Source organism: Paracoccus tibetensis (assembly GCF_900102505.1).
Classification (GTDB): Bacteria; Pseudomonadota; Alphaproteobacteria; order Rhodobacterales; family Rhodobacteraceae; genus Paracoccus; species Paracoccus tibetensis.
Map to the genome: position 1 here is coordinate 184,093 of NZ_FMVT01000008.1, position 19,023 is coordinate 203,115.

19 protein-coding genes are annotated in these 19,023 nt (G+C 69.5%); 9 read left to right on the plus strand and 10 right to left on the minus strand.

Features of this window, described 5'->3' with window-relative positions; all coding sequences use genetic code 11:
• Nucleotides 1-40: 40 nt before the first annotated feature.
• Nucleotides 41-1,024 (minus strand): thioredoxin-disulfide reductase, encoded by a 984-nt coding sequence (gene trxB / locus BLP73_RS12865; protein WP_090745295.1) that lies wholly within the window; start codon nucleotides 1,022-1,024, stop codon nucleotides 41-43.
• 151 nt (nucleotides 1,025-1,175) lie between these two features.
• Between trxB and BLP73_RS12870 the strand changes: the two genes are divergently transcribed.
• A complete protein-coding gene (locus tag BLP73_RS12870; RefSeq protein ID WP_090745174.1) occupies nucleotides 1,176-1,676 on the plus strand; it encodes an Lrp/AsnC family transcriptional regulator in 501 nt (166 codons plus the stop codon).
• Here the strand turns inward: BLP73_RS12870 and pgeF are convergent.
• Genes pgeF through lgt form a run of 3 tightly spaced genes read right to left on the minus strand, consistent with a single transcriptional unit; the run spans nucleotide 1,673 to nucleotide 4,366 of the window.
• Entirely contained in the window at nucleotides 1,673-2,437 is a 765-nt protein-coding gene (pgeF, locus tag BLP73_RS12875) for a peptidoglycan editing factor PgeF (protein ID WP_090745177.1), read from the minus strand. The genes BLP73_RS12870 and pgeF overlap by 4 nt on opposite strands.
• A complete protein-coding gene (locus tag BLP73_RS12880) occupies nucleotides 2,421-3,482 on the minus strand; it encodes a class I SAM-dependent methyltransferase (RefSeq protein WP_090745179.1) in 1,062 nt (353 codons plus the stop codon). The genes pgeF and BLP73_RS12880 overlap by 17 nt, the downstream gene beginning before the upstream one ends.
• Entirely contained in the window at nucleotides 3,479-4,366 is an 888-nt protein-coding gene (lgt, locus tag BLP73_RS12885) for a prolipoprotein diacylglyceryl transferase (RefSeq protein WP_090745182.1), read from the minus strand. Before lgt ends, BLP73_RS12880 begins: the two co-directional genes overlap by 4 nt.
• 115 nt (nucleotides 4,367-4,481) lie before the next feature.
• Between lgt and BLP73_RS12890 the strand changes: the two genes are divergently transcribed.
• On the plus strand, nucleotides 4,482-4,757 hold the full coding sequence (locus BLP73_RS12890) for an accessory factor UbiK family protein (protein WP_090745185.1): 276 nt from the start codon (nucleotides 4,482-4,484) through the stop codon (nucleotides 4,755-4,757).
• Here the strand turns inward: BLP73_RS12890 and BLP73_RS12895 are convergent.
• On the minus strand, nucleotides 4,745-5,062 hold the full coding sequence (locus BLP73_RS12895) for a DUF6476 family protein (RefSeq protein WP_090745188.1): 318 nt from the start codon (nucleotides 5,060-5,062) through the stop codon (nucleotides 4,745-4,747). The two genes, BLP73_RS12890 and BLP73_RS12895, sit on opposite strands and share 13 nt — an antisense overlap.
• Nucleotides 5,063-5,066: 4 nt before the next feature.
• Between BLP73_RS12895 and BLP73_RS12900 the strand changes: the two genes are divergently transcribed.
• From BLP73_RS12900 to BLP73_RS12910, 3 genes are all read left to right on the plus strand, one after another.
• Entirely contained in the window at nucleotides 5,067-6,128 is a 1,062-nt protein-coding gene (locus tag BLP73_RS12900) for an RluA family pseudouridine synthase (protein WP_425415692.1), read from the plus strand.
• Nucleotides 6,129-6,277: 149 nt separating this feature from the next.
• Nucleotides 6,278-7,189, plus strand: a complete 912-nt coding sequence (gene rpoH, locus BLP73_RS12905) for an RNA polymerase sigma factor RpoH (RefSeq protein ID WP_090745194.1) — start codon at nucleotides 6,278-6,280, stop codon at nucleotides 7,187-7,189.
• A gap of 78 nt (nucleotides 7,190-7,267) precedes the next feature.
• A complete protein-coding gene (locus tag BLP73_RS12910; protein ID WP_090745197.1) occupies nucleotides 7,268-8,290 on the plus strand; it encodes a hypothetical protein in 1,023 nt (340 codons plus the stop codon).
• Between the two features lie 162 nt (nucleotides 8,291-8,452).
• Here BLP73_RS12910 and BLP73_RS12915 read toward each other — a convergent pair whose 3' ends face one another.
• Nucleotides 8,453-9,214: an NAD kinase gene (locus BLP73_RS12915; protein ID WP_090745200.1), complete on the minus strand. Its 762-nt coding sequence runs from the start codon at nucleotides 9,212-9,214 to the stop codon at nucleotides 8,453-8,455.
• A gap of 177 nt (nucleotides 9,215-9,391) precedes the next feature.
• Here BLP73_RS12915 and glyA point away from each other — a divergent pair, with 177 nt between their 5' ends.
• Nucleotides 9,392-10,687 carry a serine hydroxymethyltransferase gene (gene glyA, locus BLP73_RS12920; RefSeq protein WP_090745203.1) on the plus strand — a complete coding sequence of 432 codons (1,296 nt, stop codon included), beginning with the start codon at nucleotides 9,392-9,394 and terminating at the stop codon, nucleotides 10,685-10,687.
• Nucleotides 10,688-10,910: 223 nt separating this feature from the next.
• A complete protein-coding gene (locus BLP73_RS12925) occupies nucleotides 10,911-13,085 on the plus strand; it encodes a methyl-accepting chemotaxis protein (protein ID WP_245686664.1) in 2,175 nt (724 codons plus the stop codon).
• Nucleotides 13,086-13,247: 162 nt separating this feature from the next.
• Here the strand turns inward: BLP73_RS12925 and BLP73_RS12930 are convergent, their stop codons facing one another.
• Nucleotides 13,248-13,655: a MarR family winged helix-turn-helix transcriptional regulator gene (locus tag BLP73_RS12930; RefSeq protein WP_342672089.1), complete on the minus strand. Its 408-nt coding sequence runs from the start codon at nucleotides 13,653-13,655 to the stop codon at nucleotides 13,248-13,250.
• A 127-nt stretch (nucleotides 13,656-13,782) separates the two neighbouring features.
• On the opposite strand from BLP73_RS12930, the gene hmgA reads away from it, so the two are divergent.
• Both hmgA and fahA read left to right on the plus strand, forming a co-directional pair.
• The gene (hmgA, locus tag BLP73_RS12935) at nucleotides 13,783-15,132 is read left to right on the plus strand and encodes a homogentisate 1,2-dioxygenase (RefSeq protein ID WP_090745209.1); all 1,350 of its coding nucleotides are present in this window, start codon (nucleotides 13,783-13,785) and stop codon (nucleotides 15,130-15,132) included.
• Between the two features lie 13 nt (nucleotides 15,133-15,145).
• A complete protein-coding gene (fahA, locus tag BLP73_RS12940) occupies nucleotides 15,146-16,366 on the plus strand; it encodes a fumarylacetoacetase (protein WP_090745212.1) in 1,221 nt (406 codons plus the stop codon).
• Nucleotides 16,367-16,433: 67 nt separating this feature from the next.
• Here the strand turns inward: fahA and BLP73_RS12945 are convergent, their stop codons facing one another.
• From BLP73_RS12945 to BLP73_RS12955, 3 genes are all read right to left on the minus strand, one after another.
• The gene (locus BLP73_RS12945; RefSeq protein ID WP_217630687.1) at nucleotides 16,434-17,327 is read right to left on the minus strand and encodes a YsnF/AvaK domain-containing protein; all 894 of its coding nucleotides are present in this window, start codon (nucleotides 17,325-17,327) and stop codon (nucleotides 16,434-16,436) included.
• The gene (locus tag BLP73_RS12950) at nucleotides 17,317-17,751 is read right to left on the minus strand and encodes a DUF2382 domain-containing protein (RefSeq protein WP_217630688.1); all 435 of its coding nucleotides are present in this window, start codon (nucleotides 17,749-17,751) and stop codon (nucleotides 17,317-17,319) included. Before BLP73_RS12950 ends, BLP73_RS12945 begins: the two co-directional genes overlap by 11 nt.
• Before the next feature lie 176 nt (nucleotides 17,752-17,927).
• Nucleotides 17,928-19,022, minus strand: coding sequence for a Gfo/Idh/MocA family protein (locus tag BLP73_RS12955; RefSeq protein ID WP_090745215.1), 1,095 nt, complete (start codon nucleotides 19,020-19,022; stop codon nucleotides 17,928-17,930).
• Nucleotide 19,023: the final 1 nt, after the last annotated feature.

Sequence of the window (19,023 nt, forward strand, 5' to 3'; positions counted from 1 at the left end):
CCCGATCAAGCTCGGCTTGCCGCGCATTTGCGGCGAAGTGTCAGTAGATCGCCGCGACCAGCTTCTCGGTCTGCGGCTCGGCCTCGCCCATCGCGGCCAAGTAATGTTCGGCGTCCAGCGCCGCCATGCAGCCCATGCCGGCGCTGGTCACCGCCTGCCGGTAGACGTGATCCGTCAAATCGCCCGCCGCGAAGACGCCGGGGATCGAGGTGCGGGTGCTGCCCGGCTCGACCTTGACATAGCCGCCATTGTGCAGTTCCAGCTGGTCCTTGACCAGCTCGCTGGCCGGCGCATGGCCGATGGCGACGAAGACGCCGTCCGCCGCGACCCGGCGGGTCGAGCCGTCCAGCATCGAGCGCAGGACCGCGCCGGTGACGCCCATGGGCGTGTCGGCGCCCTCGACCTCGGCCAGCTCGTGGTTCCAGATCACCTCGACCTTGGGGTTCGACATGAGGCGGTTCTGAAGGATCTTCTCGGCCCGCAGGCTGTCGCGGCGATGCACCAGCGTCACCTTGCTGGCGAATTTCGTCAGGAACAGCGCCTCTTCCACAGCAGTGTTGCCGCCGCCGATCACCAGCACCTCGCGGCCTCGATAGAAGAAGCCGTCGCAGGTCGCGCAGGCCGAGACGCCGAAGCCCTTGAACTTCTCCTCCGACGGCAGGCCCAGCCAGCGCGCCTGCGCCCCCGTCGCCAGGATCACCGCATCCGCCGTCACCACCCGCCCGCTGTCGCAGGTCGCGGTGAAGGGGCGCTTCTGCAGGTCCAGCGTCGTGACCATGTCGGTCACGATGTTGGCGCCCATCGCGCGCGCGTGCTCTTCCATCTTCACCATCAGCTCGGGGCCCTGGATCTCGGTCTCGCCCGGCCAGTTCTCGACCTCGGTGGTGATGGTCAGCTGCCCGCCGGGCTGCATCCCCTGGATCAGCATCGGCTCCAGCATCGCCCGCGAGGCATAGACGGCCGCCGTGTAGCCCGCCGGCCCCGAGCCGATGATCAGAAGTTTCACATGCACAGCGTCGGTCATCTTGCGCCCCATTCACGGTTTGTGCATGACCTAATGCCTCGCAGCCCGGACTGCAACGTGGCGGCGCGGCCGCGCAAGATCATTGCGCGGGCCGAGGCGGCGGGGTAGTTTCCGGTCAGCCGATGATCCCCAGCAAGGAAGAAGACCCGCAATGGCCGGCGCCAAACTCGACGACATCGACCGCAAGATCCTGGCCGAACTTCAGGCCGACGGGCGCATGACCAATGTCGAGCTGGCGCGGCGGGTCGGCATCTCGGCCCCGCCCTGCCTGCGCCGCGTCCGGGTGCTGGAGGAGCTGGGCTACATCCGCGGCTATCACGCCCGGATCGACGCGCGCGAGCTGGGCTTCGAGGTGCAGGTCTTCGCCATGGTCCGCCTGATCGCCCAGTCCGAGCGCGACCTGGCGGCGTTCGAGGCGCAGGTGCAGGTTTGGCCGCTGGTGCGCGAGTGCCACATGCTGAACGGCGAGATCGACTTCATCCTGAAATGCGTCGCGCCGGACCTTTCGACCTTCCAGCGCTTCCTGACCTCCAGCCTGACCGCCGCGCCCAATGTGGCGAGCGTGAAGACCTCGCTGGTCATCCGCGCCTCCAAGACTGAGCCCGCCGTGCCCTTCGAGGTCGTCGAGGAGCGGGTGCGCGAGGCCGGCTAGAGCCGGATGGCCGAGATCAGGCGGCCGTAATCGGCCTGCTTCTCATGCGTCGCGCGGCGGTAGCTGAAGAACCGCTCGGGATCGGCATAGGTGCAATGGCCGCACCACTCCGCATCCACCTCTGCCGCCCGCAGTCGGGACAGCCCGAAGCCGGGCAGGTCGAACATCGGCCGCCCGTTCGGGCCGCCGCTGAAGAAGCGGGCGTGGTCCGGGTCCTCGAGGAGGAACTCGTCCATGAAATCCTCGCCCACCTCGTAATTGCGCTGGCTGATCGTCGGGCCGATCACCGCCCGGATCTGACTTGCGCCAAGCGCGCGCATCGCGGCGACGGTCTCCTCGATCACCCCGCCAAGGGCGCCGCGCCAGCCGGCATGGCAGGCGCCGACCACACCCGCCGCGGCATCCGCCAGCAGGATCGGCTGGCAGTCGGCCGTCAGCACCGCGATGGCCACGTCGCGCCGCGCAGTCACCAGACCGTCGGCCTGCACCTCGCGCACGGCGGCAAGATCGGCCGTGTCGTCCAGCGTCACCACATCGGGCGAATGGACCTGCTTGACCGTCGCCAGATGGGTCTGCGGCACGCCCATCGCCTCGGCCACGCGGGCGCGGTTGACCTGGACCATGTCCTGCTGATCCGTGGAGCGGCGGCCGCAGTTCAGCCCGGCGAAGAGGCCCGAGGACGCGCCCCCTTTGCGGGTGAAGAACCCGTGGCGGGTGTCGTCCAGCAGCGGATGGGTCAGGATCTCAAGCGTGGTCTGCATGTCGCTCCAGCGGCTGGAAGCCGGGGACGGGCGGCGCCCCCCTCGGCCAGATGGCAAGGGCCTTGAACAGGTGACCCATTTCCGAAGGCCCGGTCAAGCGCGCTAGCGCCGTCATTGCGCCCTCATCGCCCGCCTCGGCCAGCCGCCGCGCCCGCGCCTCGGCGCCAAGGCTCAAGAGCCACTCGCCTTGCGTGACCAGTCGCGACGGCATCGCCCCCGCCCGCAGCGCCGCGGCGGCCAGCGGCGCGAAATCGACATGCGCGGTCAGATCGGCCTCGCCTGGATGGGCCAGAGGGTCCTCTGGACGGTGGTTCCGCAGCGCCTGGAAGCTGTCGCCCTGCCCGTCCCACGTGCCGTAGTCGATGAAGATCGCAGCGCCGCCATGAGCGGCAATGCGCCGCGAGATTTCCTCGACGACAGCGACACCTGCGGCGCAATCCTCGACGATCTCGCCGGGCGCGCCTTTGCGCGGCAGCGGGACCACGGCGCCCAGACCCAGTTCCAGCGCCCCGTCCCCTGAGAGGCCCACGAGACGCTCGCGCCAACCCTCGGGCGTCATCTGGAACTGCCGGATCGGAAGGGCGTCGATGAACTCGTTCGCCATCAGGAACAACGGCTTCTTCGGCAGATGCTCGACGGTATCGAGATGCCTCACCGCGCCGAGGCGTTCCTGCTGCACCTGGCGCAGATGCGGGGAGGCCTCGATCAGGACCACATCCGCCGCCTCAAACATGCCGGGCGCAACCTTGATCGCCCGCAGCATGTCCGCCATCAGCGTCCCCCGCCCCGGCCCCGGCTCTGCCAGGGTGAAGGGCGCGGGCCGGCCTTGATCCATCCAGGCCTGCGCCAGCGCGAGGCCGCAAAGCTCCCCGAACATCTGGTGGATCTCGGGCGCGGTGGTGAAGTCGCCCCGTGCACCGAAGGGATCGCGAGTGGCATAATAGCCGTGGCGGCTGTCGAGCAGGCAGGTCTGCATGTAGTCGGCCAGGCTCATTGGCCCCGAGGCGCGGATGCGCGCCGCGATGATCCGGGCCAGCGGCGTCATGCGGCCGCGGGCACGGGCGGACGCCTGCGGGCCCGCCAGATCAGCGCGAGGCCGATCAGCACCATCGGCAGCGACAGCAGCTGGCCCATGGTCAGCCCGATCGCCGGCCCGCCGATGACATGGCCGAGCGGGTTGTCGGCCGTGATGAACTGCGCGTCGGCAACGCGGAACAGCTCGACGAACATCCGCCCGAGGCCGTAGCCCGCAAGGAAGGTGCCGAAGGCCAGCCCCGGCCGCCGCAGCCCGCCCGCGCGCACCAGCGCCCAGAGGATGAGGCCCAGCAGCAAGCCCTCGAGCCCCGCCTCGTAAAGCTGGCTCGGGTGGCGGGCGCAGGGGCCGATGACGCCGGGGCAATCCTGCGCGGCCGCGCTGGGGAAGATCACGCCCCAGGGCAGGTCCGTGGGACGGCCCCAGAGCTCGGCATTGATGAAGTTGGCGATGCGGCCGAAGAAGATGCCGATGGGCGCGACCACCGCCATCGCGTCGGCGATGCGCAGGGGCGCGGCGCCGTTCCGGCGGCACCAGATCCAGGTCGCGACGATGACCCCGGCAAAGCCGCCGTGAAAGCTCATCCCGCCCTGCCAGACCTTCAGGATCTCGGCCGGGTTGGCGAGGTAGAAGGCCGGCTCGTAGAACAGCACGAAGCCGAGCCGCCCGCCCAGGATCACCCCGAGGATAACCCAGGTCAGCAGATCGTCCACCTTCTCGGGCTGCGTCGGCGCCCCGTCGCCCCAGAGCGCCGGGCGGCGGATCATCGCCACGATCAGCCGCCAGCCGAGGATCAGACCCGCGATATAGGCCAGCGCATACCAGCGCAGCGAGAGGGACAGCCCGCCGAGCTCGATGGTGAAAATCTCGGGTCGGATCTCGGGGAAAGGGATCATGGGGCCTCTGACATCTGCGCGCGCACGCTAGCCGCAGGTCGCGCGGTGTCAACCGATTGAAGCCGGCGCCGGGGCGGCCCATATAGGCGGGAACCATTGAGGAAGGCTTGTGCAGATGACCACCCAGAACCGTTTCTTCGACGACATCTCGAAGCTGATGACCAACGCGATGGGCGTGGCGCAGGGCGCCCGCACCGAGGCCGAGACCGCCATGAAGGGCTGGGTCGACCGCTGGCTGGCCGATCGCGACTTCGTCACCCGCGAGGAGTTCGAGGCCGTTCGCGAGATGGCGATCAAGGCCCGGACCGAGAACGCGGAACTGAAGACGCGCATCGCTGCGCTGGAAGGCAAGGACTCGGGCTCCGCGACCGCGAGCGATCAGGGCGCCTGATCCGGGCTCACCTGCCCGTGCAGCGCGCCGGAGCGGTCGTAGAGCAGCACCTCGCCCGCCTCGGTCACGACCACGGTCCAGTCGCGGGCGAAGGTGATCGCGGCCGGCGCGGCCCCTTCGGGCAGCGCGATGGCGGCGGGCAGTTCGGGCAGCACCGGCTGGCCGAGCCGCATCCACAGCAGCGCCACGATCGCGACCATCCCCAGCCCCATAACAAGCGCCAGTCCCGTCACCAGCGCTTTCAGCAGACGAAGCTCCGGCACCGCTTTCGTCGCGCGCTTCCAGTCGGTATCGTCCTCTCCCATGTCCTTGCCCATATCCCCGCCCTCTTCCGTCCTGCGTGTCACGATCCCGGCCGATGCGCCCGAGCGGCTTGATAAGGCGCTGGCCGCCTCGGTGCCAGAGGAAGCGGCGCTGTCGCGCTCGCGCCTCGCCCGGCTGATCGCCGAGGGGGCCGTCGAGGGCCCGCAGGGCGCGGTGCGCGACGGCAAGGCGCGGGTGCGCGCGGGCGAGGAATACCTCATCGCCCTGGCCGCGCCCGAGCCGGTCGAGGCGCAGCCCGAGGACATCCCGCTGGTCATCGCGCACGAGGACGATGACCTCATCGTGATCGACAAGCCCGCCGGCATGGTGGTCCACCCTGCCCCCGGCAGCCCGTCCGGCACGCTGGTCAATGCGCTGCTCGCGTATTGCGGCGACACGCTTTCCGGCATCGGCGGCGAGCGACGGCCGGGCATCGTGCACCGGATCGACAAGGACACCTCTGGCCTCCTGGTCGTCGCCAAGTCGGACCGCGCCCATCACGGCCTCGCGGCCCAGTTCGAGGCGCATACGGCGCAGCGCCGCTATCTGGCGCTAGCGCATGGCGTCATCGACCCGGCCGATCCGCGGCTGCGCGGCGTGCCGGGCGCCAGCTTCGAGCCGGGCGGCGTTCTCAGGATCGCGACGCAGCTGGCGCGCCATCCTACCGACCGGCAGAAGCAGGCCGTTCATGTGGACAAGGGCCGTCATGCCGTCACGCGGGCGCGGCTGCTGGAACGCTTCGGCGCCCCTCCGTCCGCGCTGCTGGTCGAATGCCGGCTCGAGACGGGGCGCACCCACCAGATCCGCGTCCACATGGCCCATGCGGGGCTGGGGCTGATCGGTGACCAGACCTATGGCGGGGCGCGCCGGGCCTCGGCGCGGGCGCTCGGGCCGGCGGCGGAGGCTGTCGCGGCGTTCGGCCGCCAGGCGCTTCACGCGGCGCATCTGGGGTTCGTCCACCCGGTGACCGGCGAGGCGCTGGCCTTCGACAGCCCCCTGCCCCCGGACATTGCCGCACTGCTGGAGGCGCTTCGCGCGGCACCAGGGGCGCAGGCTGCGGCCTCTTGACGCGGGCGTGATGGCTCACCATGTGACAAGGCCGCAAAACTTCTGCACAATCTTCCGGACTTGGCACGTGACTGGTGTCGCGCCGCCTGCCAGATGGGGAACCCCCCTCCTGCGCTGGCGTTGGGCGAACTCTGCGAAAGGCTGATGACATGGCGACTTATGGCAATCTTCCCGCGCCCAGCCCCGAACAGGGGCTGAACCGCTACCTTCAGGAAATCCGCAAGTTTCCCCTGCTGGAGCCTGAGGAGGAGTACATGCTGGCCAAGGCATGGGTCGATCACGAGGACAGCGAAGCCGCGCATCGCCTCGTGACCAGCCACCTGCGCCTCGCCGCCAAGATCGCCATGGGCTATCGCGGCTACGGCCTGCCGCAGGCCGAGGTCATCTCCGAGGCCAATGTCGGCCTGATGCAGGCGGTCAAGCGCTTCGACCCCGAGCGCGGCTTCCGCCTGGCAACCTACGCGATGTGGTGGATCCGCGCCTCGATTCAGGAATACATCCTGCGCTCGTGGTCGCTGGTGAAGATGGGCACGACCAGCGCGCAGAAGAAGCTGTTCTTCAACCTCCGCAAGGCCAAGTCGCGCATCGGCGCGCTGGAAGAGGGCGACCTGCGTCCCGAGAACGTCGCCCAGATCGCGAACGACCTGAACGTGACCGAGAAGGAGGTGGTCGACATGAACCGCCGCCTTTCGGGCGGGGATGCCTCGCTCAACGCGACCGTCGGTTCGGGCGACGGCGACTCCGCCGCGCAGTGGCAGGACTGGCTCGAGGATCACGACGCCAACCAGGCCGAGGCCTATGCCGAGACCGAGGAGCTGGACACCCGCCGGCAGATGCTCGTCTCGGCGATGGACGTGTTGAACGAGCGCGAGCGCGACATCCTGATGGAGCGCCGCCTGCGCGATGATCCCATGACGCTCGAGGACCTGTCGGCCCGCTACAGCGTCTCGCGCGAGCGCATCCGCCAGATCGAGGTCCGCGCCTTTGAGAAGCTGCAGGACCGCATGCGCATCCTCGCACGCGAGAAGGGCATGCGGATCGCTGAAGGGATCGATGCCTGACGGGCCCCGCGCCGCGTGACGCTTGATTGACGCGCGCCGCGCCCTTGCTATGGTTGATTGCGGGGGCAGGACACGAGCATGACGGCGCTGAAGCAGTTCCAACGCCTTGAGGCGCAAGGCGCGTGGCGCGAGACGCCCGAGGCGCGGCTGCGCGAGGTCGTGGTGGCTGTGGGCGAGGCGACGCTGGTCCTGTCCGATCCCAAGTCCGACCGACCCCTGACGCATTGGTCCCTGCCGGCGGTCGTGCGGCTCAATCCCGGCCGGATGCCCGCCGTCTACACCCCCGCCGCCGACGCGCCGGACGAGATCCTCGAGACCGACGATCCGCTGATGATCGAGGCCATCGAGAAGGTGCAGCAGGCCATCGCCCAGCACCGCGCCAATCCCGGCCGCCTTCGCGGCGGGCTGATGATCGTGGCGGGCCTTGCCATGCTGGCCGCGGCCGCGCTGTGGCTGCCCGACGCGCTGATCCGGCACGCGGCGCGCATCGCGCCTCCGGCGCAGGCGCGGGACGTGGGGCTGGCGGTGCTGGCCGACATGCAGCGCGTCGCGGGCCCGGTCTGCCAGCGCAGCTCGGGCCAGGCGGTGCTGAACTGGATCACCCCGCGCCTTCTGGAGCCGGAGGCGGCCGTGCGGGTGCTGCCCGGCGCCTTAAACGGAGCGCGGCGCCTTCCGGGTGACCTTTACGTCCTGGGGGGCGGCGTGCTGACCGCCTCGGCCGGGCCGGAGCCTGCGGCCGGGCACCTGCTGGCCGCGCATCTGTCGCAGACCGACCGCGAGGCGACCTTGGCGGCGCTGCGCCATGCGGGGCTGGGGGCCAGCCTGCGGCTGATGACGCTCGGCGCGCTGCCGCGGGACGCGATGGCCGGTTACGGCGAGGCGCTGCTGGCCGAGCCCCTGCCTCGGCCCGAGAACGCGGCGCTGCTGGAAGCGCTGACCCGCCAGAACCTGCCCTCGGAGCCCTATGCGCGAAGCATCGACCCGACCGGCGCTTCGGTCCTGCCGCTGATCGAGGGCGACCCGATCCGGCAGGGCGTCGCGCAGGCGGACCTGCTGACCGACCCGCAATGGCTGGCGCTGCAGCAGATCTGCGCGGGCTGAGGCGCAAGTCTTTCCATCCGCCCGGGCGATTTCCTCCCCTGCCCCCATGTCGCTGACTGCACCCGGCAGAACAGGCGCCTGTTCCGCGCCGAGGGCGTGGGCTGAAACATCGCCGAGCCGGACGATGTCACCCTGCCGCCCGGATCGGCCGGCCAGAATTGGCTAGACGAACTGCTCGCGCAGCAGCCGTTCCTCCAGGCCGTGGCCGGGATCGAACAGCAGCCGGTGCCGGATGCTGCCGGACGATCGGATGCGGACTGAGGTGACATGGCGGACCGAGCGGCTGTCGGCATCGGCCATCACCGGCCGCCGCTCGGGGTTCAGCACCTCGACCAGCACGTCCGCACCCTTCGGCAGCAGCGCGCCGCGCCAGCGCCGGGGGCGGAAGGGCGCAATGGCGGTCAGCGCCAGCACCTCGGAATTGATCGGCAGGATCGGGCCATGAGCCGAATAGTTGTAGGCGGTCGAGCCGGCCGGGGTCGAGACCAGCACCCCGTCGCAGACCAGCTCCTCCATCCTGAGACGCCCGTCCACGTGGATGCGCAGCTTCGCCGCCTGCGGCCCCTCGCGCAGAAGGCTGACCTCGTTGATGGCCAGCGCCTCCTGCGTGTTGCCGTTGGCGCAGGTCGCGTGCATCCTCAGCGGGTTGATGATCGTCTCCTCGGCCGCGGCGAGGCGCGCGGGCAGGTCTGCCTCGGCATAGCTGTTCATCAGGAAGCCCACGGTGCCGCGGTTCATCCCGTAGACGGGCAGATCGCGCCCCTCCGTCGCGTGGAGGGTCTGCAGCATGAACCCGTCCCCGCCGAGCGCGACGACCACCGCGGCCTCGTCCAGCGCGGCGTGGCCATAGCGCGCGCTGAGCTGCGCCAGCGCAGCCTGCGCCGGCGCCGCCGGGCTGGCGGTGAAGTGGATGGCTGGCGTCATCGTTCCCGGCAGTTTCCGTGTCCCCCTCGACCCGTGCAGCATCATGCCCCCCGCCGCGGAAGGCAACCCCGGGCGCGCCGGCGCCGGCGCGGGACGTTTTGTCCCTTCCGGGGCGGGCCGGCTTGGAGTAAGAACCCGCCATCCCCCGTCCGCCCAGCCACAAAGGATGCGAGAGACATGAACGCTCCCACCCGCGACAACGGTTTCTTCACCGAGGATCTGGCCAGCCGCGACCCCGACATCGCCCGCGCCATCACGCAGGAGCTGGGCCGCCAGCGCGACGAGATCGAGCTGATCGCCTCCGAGAACATCGTCAGCCGCGCCGTCCTGGAAGCCCAGGGCTCGGTCCTGACGAACAAATACGCCGAGGGCTACCCGGGCAAGCGCTACTACGGCGGCTGCCAGTATGTCGACATCGCCGAGAACCTGGCGATCGAGCGCGCCAAGGAGCTGTTCGGCGCCGCTTACGCCAACGTCCAGCCCAACAGCGGCAGCCAGATGAACCAGGCCGTGTTCCTGGCGCTGCTGCAGCCGGGCGACACGTTCATGGGGCTCGACCTCAACTCGGGCGGGCACCTCACGCACGGCTCGCCGGTGAACATGTCGGGCAAATGGTTCAACGTCGTCAGCTACGGCGTGCGCCAGCAGGACCACATGCTCGACATGGATGCGATCGCCGAAAGCGCCCGCCAGCACAAGCCGAAGCTGATCATCGCCGGCGGCACCGCCTACAGCCGCAGCTGGGACTGGGCCGCCTTCCGCGCCATCGCGGACGAGGTCGGCGCCTACCTGATGGTGGACATGGCCCATATCGCGGGCCTCGTGGCGGGCGGCGTTCATGCCTCGCCGGTGCCCCATGCCCATGTCGTCACCTCGACCACGCACAAGTCGCTGCGCGGCCCGCGCGGCGGGTTGATCCTGACCAACGACGCCGACATCGCCAAGAAGGTGAACAGCGCCGTCTTCCCCGGCCTGCAGGGCGGCCCCCTGATGCACGTGATCGCCGCCAAGGCCGTGGCCTTCGGCGAGGCGCTGCGTCCCGAGTTCAAGACCTACGCCGCGCAGGTCGTGAAGAACGCGCAGGCGATGGCGGACGAACTGATGAAGGGCGGCATCGACATCGTCTCGGGCGGCACCGACAATCACCTCTGCCTCGCGGACCTGCGCCCCAAGGGCGTGACCGGCAAGGCGACCGAGGCGGCCTTGGGCCGCGCGCACATCACCTGCAACAAGAACGGCGTGCCCTTCGACCCCGAGAAGCCCTTCGTGACCTCGGGCATCCGCCTCGGCGCCCCGGCCGGCACCACCCGCGGCTTCGCCGAGGCCGAGTTCCGCCAGATCGCGCGCTGGATCGTCGAGGTCGTGGACGGCCTTGCCGCCCAGGGCGAGGACGGCAATGCCGAGGTCGAGGCGAAGGTCCGCAGCGAAGTCTCCGAGCTCTGCGCGCGCTTCCCGCTCTATCCCAGCATGTAAGCTGCTCGCTTCGCCGCGGTCCCGGCCGCGGCGGAGCCTGCCGTGACGTGCGCGTGGTGCGGCGCGACTGACCCTGTCGGTCGCCAGTTCCGTTAACCGCGACCTCCGACAAGATGCTGCGGCATCAACTAGTTCTTCACGAGTCTCGGCGTAAGCAGCGAGAGGCGGCACATGCAGATGCGCCGCGCCGACGCGCCTTTCGCTCAGATCGCAGAGAACCGACATGTTGAAGAACGTCAGACTCACCCGCCAGGTCACCGCGGGATTTGCCCTCATCCTGGCCATGCTGCTCGTGTTCGGGATGTTCACCTGGACGCAATTGACGCGCCTCGCCGCCGTGCATAATGAGGCCGCGGCAGCCGAGCGGCGGGCCTTGGCCGTGTCGGACATCCGCGCCGGCGCCCTCAACGCAGAGCGGGCGCTCCTGCACTTCATGGAAGACGCCGAACCCACAGTCGGCCAGGAAGCCACGGCCATCATGCAAAGCGTGCACGAGCAGGTCGTCCGAATCGACCGCGAGGGGTCAATCGAGGCGGACCGACTCATCGCGCTGACGCAGAGCGAGATCCAGACGATGGACAGCTTCACGGCCGGCTACATGGAGCGCGCCGAGCGCAAGGCGCAGATCTGGACCAAGGGCATCGAGCAGCGGCGCAACCTCGAACGGCTGCAGACCCTGGCGGAGGCACGCGGCGACGCGACGCAGGCCTTCGCGGCGCTCGAGGCGAACAAGACGCTTCTTCTGATGCGGGTGCGGATCGAGTACTACCTGCAGACGATGGACGAGGCGATCTTCGCCGAGACCACGCAGCTGCAGGGCCAGCTCCAGACGCTTCTGGCCCAGCTTGCCGCCAGCTCGGCCGCTGGCGAGGAACGGCAGCTGACCCAGACCGTCCGCGAAGGCGCCGCGGAGATCTGGACGCTGGCCGAGGCCCTGCACGGGAACGAGCCGCAGATGCACGCGCTGCTCGACACGATGCGCGAAAGCTCCGAGGCGGTGAGCGCATTCACCCAGCAGCTGCGTGCGGACGCCGTCACGACCGCCGATCGGCTGAAGCGCGAGGCATCCGCCCTGACGGACAGCACGATCACCTCGATCCTTTCCGGGGTTGGCTTCGCCCTGGTGCTGGGCGCGCTGATCGCGGCGACCCTCACCCGTCACCTCTCGCTCGGAATGAAGCGCACGGTCGAGCAGACCGGCGCGCTGGCGCGAGGCGATCTGAGCATCACGATCACCGGCGAAGACAACCGCAACGAGCTGGGCGACCTGGCGCGGGCGCTCGCGATCTTCAAGGAGAACGCGATGGAGCGCCAGCGCCTCGCGGACGAGACGCGCCGGGCCGAGGAGGCCGCCGCCGCGCGGCGCGAGGCCGAGCGGGTCGAGCAGACGCGGGTCGTAAAGGACATCGGCGACGGCCTCACCCGCCTGGCGCGCGGCGATCTGACGACGCAGATCGCGAGCCCGCCCTCGAACCCCTTCCCTGCCGCCTATGACGTGCTGCGCCAGACCTTCAACGAGGTCATCTCTTCGCTGTCGAGCACGATGTCGCGCATCTCGGACGTGGCCGACCAGGTCCGCAGCGGCTCGGACGAGATCACCTCGGCGGCGCAGGACCTCTCGGGCCGCGTCGAGACCCAGGCCGCGACGCTGGAACAGTCCGCCGCCGCCCTGAACGAGATGAGCGAGAGCGTCCGCGCCACGGCCGAACGCGCCCGGCTTGCCGAACAGGCCAGCCTCCAAAACCGCGAGGTTGCCGAAAGCAGCGCGACGATCGTGCGCGACGCGGTGAAGGCGATGCGGGACATCGAAAAGGCCTCGGACCAGATCACCCGGATCATCGGCGTCATCGACGACATTGCGTTCCAGACGAACCTTTTGGCGCTGAACGCCGGGGTCGAGGCCGCGCGCGCGGGCGATGCCGGCCGGGGCTTCGCGGTCGTCGCCTCCGAGGTGCGGGGCCTTGCGCAGCGCGCCTCGGATTCGGCGCGCGAGATCAAGGCGCTGATCTCGGAAAGCGCCATGCAGGTGCAGACGGGTTCCACCCTGGTCGGCCGCACGGGCGAGAGCCTCGACGTCATCCTCGGCAAGGCGCACGAGATCTCGCAGCAGATCTCGGCCATCGCGGTCGCGGCGAACGAGCAGGCAATCGGCCTGTCCGAGATCAACTCGGGCGTGAACCAGCTGGACGAGGTAACTCAGCAGAACGCGGCGGTCTCCGAGCAGTGCAACGCCTCGGCCGTCTCGCTCCAGCAGCGCGCGGACGACCTGATGCGCGAGATCGCGCGCTTCCAGATGGAGCAGGCCGCCCGCCCGCCCGCGCGGCGCGCTGCCGCGGCCACGGCGCCCACGCCGCCGCTGAGGGTGGTCGCGGGCGGCGGGCAGCTCTTCGAGTTCTGAGCGACGAGCGCCGAAGTGCCACGCGCGCGGCAGCAGGATCTGCTGCCGCGCCGCTTCTGTAAGGTGGTGCGACCGGGGGAAAGGCGCTTGAAGACGTCCATCGTCAGCCGCAGGCTCCGATAGCGCTCACGCAATCTGCAAGATGAACCGGTCTGCGGAAGCTCATCCCGCCAGGCGCTTCAGCGCGGCCTCGAACCGATGCGCATCCGCGCCAAGCTGATGCCGAAGCTCTGCCTGGAACGCCTCGGCCAGTTCGGCCAGCCTGGCCATCAGCGCGGTGCCGTCTTCCGTCAGTTCCAGCACGATCAGCCGGCGGTCACCATCATGCGCCGACTTCCGCAGGATCCCCCGGTCCTCGAGACGGGACGCGGCGCGGCTGACGATCGACTTCTCGAGGCTGACCTTGGCCGTGATGTCGCGCACGCTCGCCGCCCCGGAATGGCCCAGATGCGCAAGAACGCGCCATTCCGGGATGCTCAACCCCGCCTCGGCGGCATAGCGCGCAGCAAAACGCCGGCTCACCTCGGTCGCGGCGACCGAGAGGCGGTAGGGCAGAAACTCATCCAGCACGAACGGCAAGCGCGACTCCTCCTGAGCGCAAGCTGACCACATCATCGTTGCATCCGCAACGACATTGACGTTCGCCCCGGACGGCGATAGGATCATTGCAGCTGCAACGACTTGCGGAGGGACCGACATGACCGTCCGAGAGACGACCGCCGCCCAATCGGGCCTCGGCGCGCATGCGGGCTACATGCCCGGCTTCGGCAACGACTTCGAGACCGAGGCGCTACCCGGCGCGCTGCCGCAGGGTCAGAACAGCCCGCAGAAATGCAATTACGGCCTTTATGCCGAGCAGCTTTCGGGCACCGCCTTCACCGCCCCACGCGGGCAGAACGAGCGGACCTGGTGCTACCGCATCCGTCCCTCGGTCCATCACACGGGCCGCTTCACGCCCATCGACGTGCCGCATTGGAAGACCGCGCCGAACGTGGTGCCGAACGTCACCAGCCTCGGGCAGTATCGGTGGGACCCGGTGCCGGTGCCCGAGGAGGCGCTGACCTGGATCACCGGGATGCGGACGATCACCACGGCGGGCGACGTCAACATCCAGGTCGGTATGGCCAGCCATGTCTACCTGGTGACGCGGTCGATGGAGGACGAGTATTTCTTCTCGGCAGACAGCGAACTGTTGGTCGTGCCGCAAGAGGGACGGCTGCGCTTCTGCACGGAACTTGGCGTCATCGACCTCGAGCCGAAGGAGATCGCGATCCTGCCGCGCGGGCTCGTCTACCGGGTCGAGCTGCCGGACGGCCCGGCGCGCGGCTTTGTCTGCGAGAACTACGGGCAGAAGTTCGACCTGCCGCATCGCGGGCCGATCGGGGCCAATTGCCTGGCGAACCCGCGCGACTTCAAGTGCCCGGTCGCGGCCTTCGAGGATCGCGAGACCCCGTCCCGCGTCGTCATCAAGTGGTGCGGCCAGTTCCACGAGACCCATATCGGGCATTCGCCGCTGGACGTGGTGGCCTGGCACGGGAACTACTGCGCCTACAAGTACGACCTCAGGACCTACTCCCCGGTCGGCGCGATCCTCTTCGATCATCCGGACCCGTCGATCTTCACCGTGCTGACCGCACCCTCGGGTCAGGAGGGGACGGCGAACATCGACTTCGTCCTCTTCCGCGAGCGCTGGCTGGTGGCCGAGCACAGCTTCCGCCCGCCCTGGTATCACAAGAACATCATGTCCGAGCTGATGGGCAACATCTACGGCCAGTATGACGCCAAGCCCCAGGGCTTCGCGCCGGGCGGGATCAGCCTGCACAACTGCATGCTGCCCCACGGCCCCGACCGCGACGCCTTCGAGGGCGCCTCCAATGCCGAGCTGAAGCCGCACAAGCTGGAGAACACGATGTCCTTCATGTTCGAGACGCGCTTTCCCCAGCACCTGACCGAATGGGCCGCGACCGAGGCGCCGATGCAGCAGGAATATGTCGAGGTCTGGCAGCGCCTGGAGAAGAAGTTCGACGGCACGCCCGGCGTGAAGTGAGGGACCGGCGCCGATGGCAAAGGAAGCTGTGACAGGCCTGCTGCGCTCGCGCGTCGCCAGCGCCAACGCGCCGGGCTGCGAGTTTCCGCTGAACAACCTGCCCTATGGCGTCTTCTCGAACGGCGGGCCCGCACGCTGCGGCGTCGCCATCGGCGACATGATCCTGGATCTCGCCGCCTGCGAGGCCGAGGGGCTGCTGGATGCCGGTGGCTGCTTCTCTGCCCCGGCGCTGAACGACTTCATGTCGCGGGGACGGGCCGAGTGGGACCGGTTGCGGGCCGAGATCACGCGCCTTCTGGCCGAGGGCGAGACGCGGCCCGTGCCGCTGGTACCGATGGCGGGTGCGCGACTGCACCTGCCGATCCGGGTCGCCGAGTTCACCGACTTCTACGCCTCGCGCCACCATGCCTTCAACGTCGGCTGCCTGTTCCGCGGCCCCGAGAACGCCCTGCCGCCGCAATGGACGCACATGCCCATCGGCTATAACGGGCGCGCCTCGTCGGTGGTCGTGTCGGGCACGCCGGTCCGGCGCCCGATGGGGCAGGTCCGCGGCGAGGACGGCCCGCTGTGGTCGCCGAGCCGCCGCCTGGACCTGGAACTGGAGCTGGGCGCCATTGTCGGCGCAGAGAGCGAGATGGGCCGGCGGCTATCGGTCGAGGAGGCCGAGGCAATGATCTTCGGCTACGTGCTGCTGAACGACTGGTCCGCGCGCGACGTGCAGGCGTGGGAGTATCAGCCGCTCGGCCCGTTCCAGTCCAAGGCGCTCGGAACGACTATCAGCCCCTGGATCGTCACGCAGGCCGCGCTGGAGCCGTTCCGCTGCGCGGGCGCGCCGCGCGAGAACCCCCTCCTGCCCTATCTGCGCGAGGAGCGGCCGGGGCTTTACGACCTGACGCTTGGCTGGCGGATGAACGGGCAGAGCATGGCCGAGACGAACTACAGCCAGATGTATTACTCCTCGGCGCAGCAGCTGGCGCATCACGCGGTCTCGGGCTGCCCGATGCGGGTGGGGGATCTTCTGGGATCGGGCACGGTCTCGGGTCCGACGCGCGATCAGACCGGCGCGCTGCTGGAAATGACACGGGGCGGTGCCGAGCCGGTCCTTGTGGGCGATGCCCAGAGGACCTTCCTCGAGGATGGCGACGAGGTCGAGCTATACGGTTACGCAGAGGCGGCCGATTACCGGATCGGCTTTGGCCCCTGCTTGGGGCGCATCCTGCCCGCGGTAGAGTAGCTGCGCCGCTTCCCGGCGCAGCGACAGGCAGGCCCGCAACGGCGGGCCTGCTGGTTCTAGGCGCCGATCACCGGTCCGTGCGCGACGGGTTGGTGCGGTCGTCCTCGACCTCGACTTCGGTGTGGCGGACGGTGTCAGAGACGGTCTCCTGATGGCTGTCGCTCACCTTGCGCAGGCCGATCTCCTCGACGACGCGCGCTTCCTTGGCGACGACGGCCTCCTCGCGGTGCTCTTCGGCTTCCAACGTGCGGTCGCGGAAGTCCTCGGAGTCATGGGCGGCGCGGTCCACCGGGCGGCGCTCCAGCTCGACCCGCTCGTCGTGGAGATTCACGGTCTCGCTGACCGGCTCCTCGACGGTGTAGGCGCGCACGCGGACGCGGCCGTGGCTGATGTCGCGCTTGCCGACGCTGAGGCGCTCCTCGACGACGGGGATGCTCTCGTCGCGGCCCATCTCGCGGTGCTCGCCCTCGTGGTGGGGGCGCATCTCGGAATAGCCCGCCTCCTCGTAGCCTGGGGTGCCGGTCGCGCCGGGCACGCCGCCGGCGGCATAGGCGCTGGATTCGTAGCCGCCCCAGCCCTCGGAGCGCCAGCTGGCCTCGCGCTCGCCGAGATCGACCGTGCCGTCATCGTCCAGAATGTCCAGCGCCGTCTCGTACTCGGTCGCGTCAAGGTTCGAGGCGGTCACGAGGCAGCTGCCGCGCGACAGTCCCTCGGCATAGGTGTAGCGGTCTTCCTCGGGGAAGAAGAAGTCGCTGAGGCTGTCCCAGAAGCCCTTGTCGGCGTTCGGGTCGCGCGCCGTTCCGGCGCCGGCGGCCGAGCCCTCGACCATGCGGATGCTGCTGCTGGGCAGGCCGGCGGCCTTCAGGCGGTCGACCGCGCGATGCGCCTCGCTCACGCTGTCGAACATGGCCGAGACGGAGCGGTTCGAGCCGCTCATCGAAGTTTCGCTGTCATAGGTCATTCTGTGCGTCCTTTGCTTTCATGATCGAGTCGTCCGTCTGGACGTCGTCGGGCGGGAGGCGGGCGACATGGGCCGTCTGGCGGCGCGTCGAGACCGGGAGCTCGGTCGTCTCGACACGCTCGGTCCGGCGGATGTGCAGCTCTTCCTTGAGGTAAAGCTCGCGCGTGACGACGACGCGTTCCTCGACGACGGGGACGATCGTCAGATCGCCCTCGGTCACGATGTCCGGAATCCTGTCGATCCTGCGATCGACCGGCACCCGCTCGACATCGACATGCGTGCTGGTCAGATCGACCGGCACCAGGCTGTCGACCGTCTCGGTCCGCGTCTCCACCCGCACGCGGCCGGTGACGCGCATCGTCTTGCTGATCTCGAGCTGCTCTTCCATGACCGGAAGAACCGCTTCGTCGCGCCTGTCTGTCATCGTCAACCTCCCGATGGGAGAGCAACATGGAGGCCCGTTCTTTGTTCCTGCGCAGTTGCGCGCACTCGGCGGAGGCGCGCCGCGCCGGGGGCGGTTATGCCAGGATGGCGCCTATCGCCGGCAGCGCGCCGGGTCGGAGGGAACCCGATGCGAGCGGAGGTAACGGCCAACCGCGTCTAGAGAGGCTGCCAAGCCCCGTCCGCGCGGCTGGAGCGCAGGCAGGCCGCAACGAAGCGCATCCCGTCGAGGCCGTCCTGGATGCCCGGCAGGCCCGGCGGCACGCGGCCCGCGGCGATGGCATCGGCGGCGTCGGTGTAGATCGAGGCGAATGCTTCCAGATACCCCTCGGCGTGACCCGAAGGCAGCCGCGCGCTGCCCATGAACTCGGGACCGCCGCGCGTCAGGGTCTGCGAGGGCTCGCCAAGCCGCGTCAGGCGCAGGCGGTTGGGATCGGCATGGGTCCAGTCGAGCCCGGCCTTGTCCCCCATCACCCGCAGCCGCACCTCGTTGTCCGAGCCCGACGCGACCTGACTGGTCCACAGCATCCCCTTCGCGCCATCGGCAAAGCGCAGCATCGCGTGGCCGTTGTCGTCGATCTGCCGTCCGGGCAGGAAGGCGGTCAGCTCGGCCGCGACCTCGGTGATCGGCAGCCCCGAGACATAGGTCGCCAGATGCGCGGCATGGGTGCCGATATCGGCGATGGCCCCGCCCTCGCCGCCGAGGGCCGGATCGGCGCGCCAGCCCTGCTGCTCGGCGCGGCCGGGGCGGGCGAGCCAGTCCGCGACGAACTCCGCATGGACCAGCCGGATGCGGCCCAGCTGCCCCTCGGCCACCAGCCGCCGCGCCTCGCGGATCATCGGGTAGCCCGAATAGCTGTAGGTCAGGATCAGCAGCGCCTTCGTGGCCTCGGTCAGGCGCGCCAGTTCCTCGGCCTCGGGCAGGGTCGCGGTCAGCGGCTTGTCGAGGATCACGTGGATCCCCGCTTCAAGAAACGCCCGCGCCACCGGCAGGTGCAGGTGGTTCGGCGTCACGACCGAGACGGCGCGGATGCCGTCCGGCCGTGCCGCCTCGGCCCGCGCCATCTCGCGCCAGTCGTGGTAGGAGCGCTCCAGCCCGATCGCCTCGGCCGAGGCCGCCGCCCGCCCGGCATCCGAGGACAAGGCCCCCGCGACTAGCGCGAACCGGTCGTCGATCCGCGCCGCGATGCGGTGCACGGCGCCGATGAAGGCGCCCTGCCCGCCCCCGACCATGCCGAGGGGGATGCGCTGCATG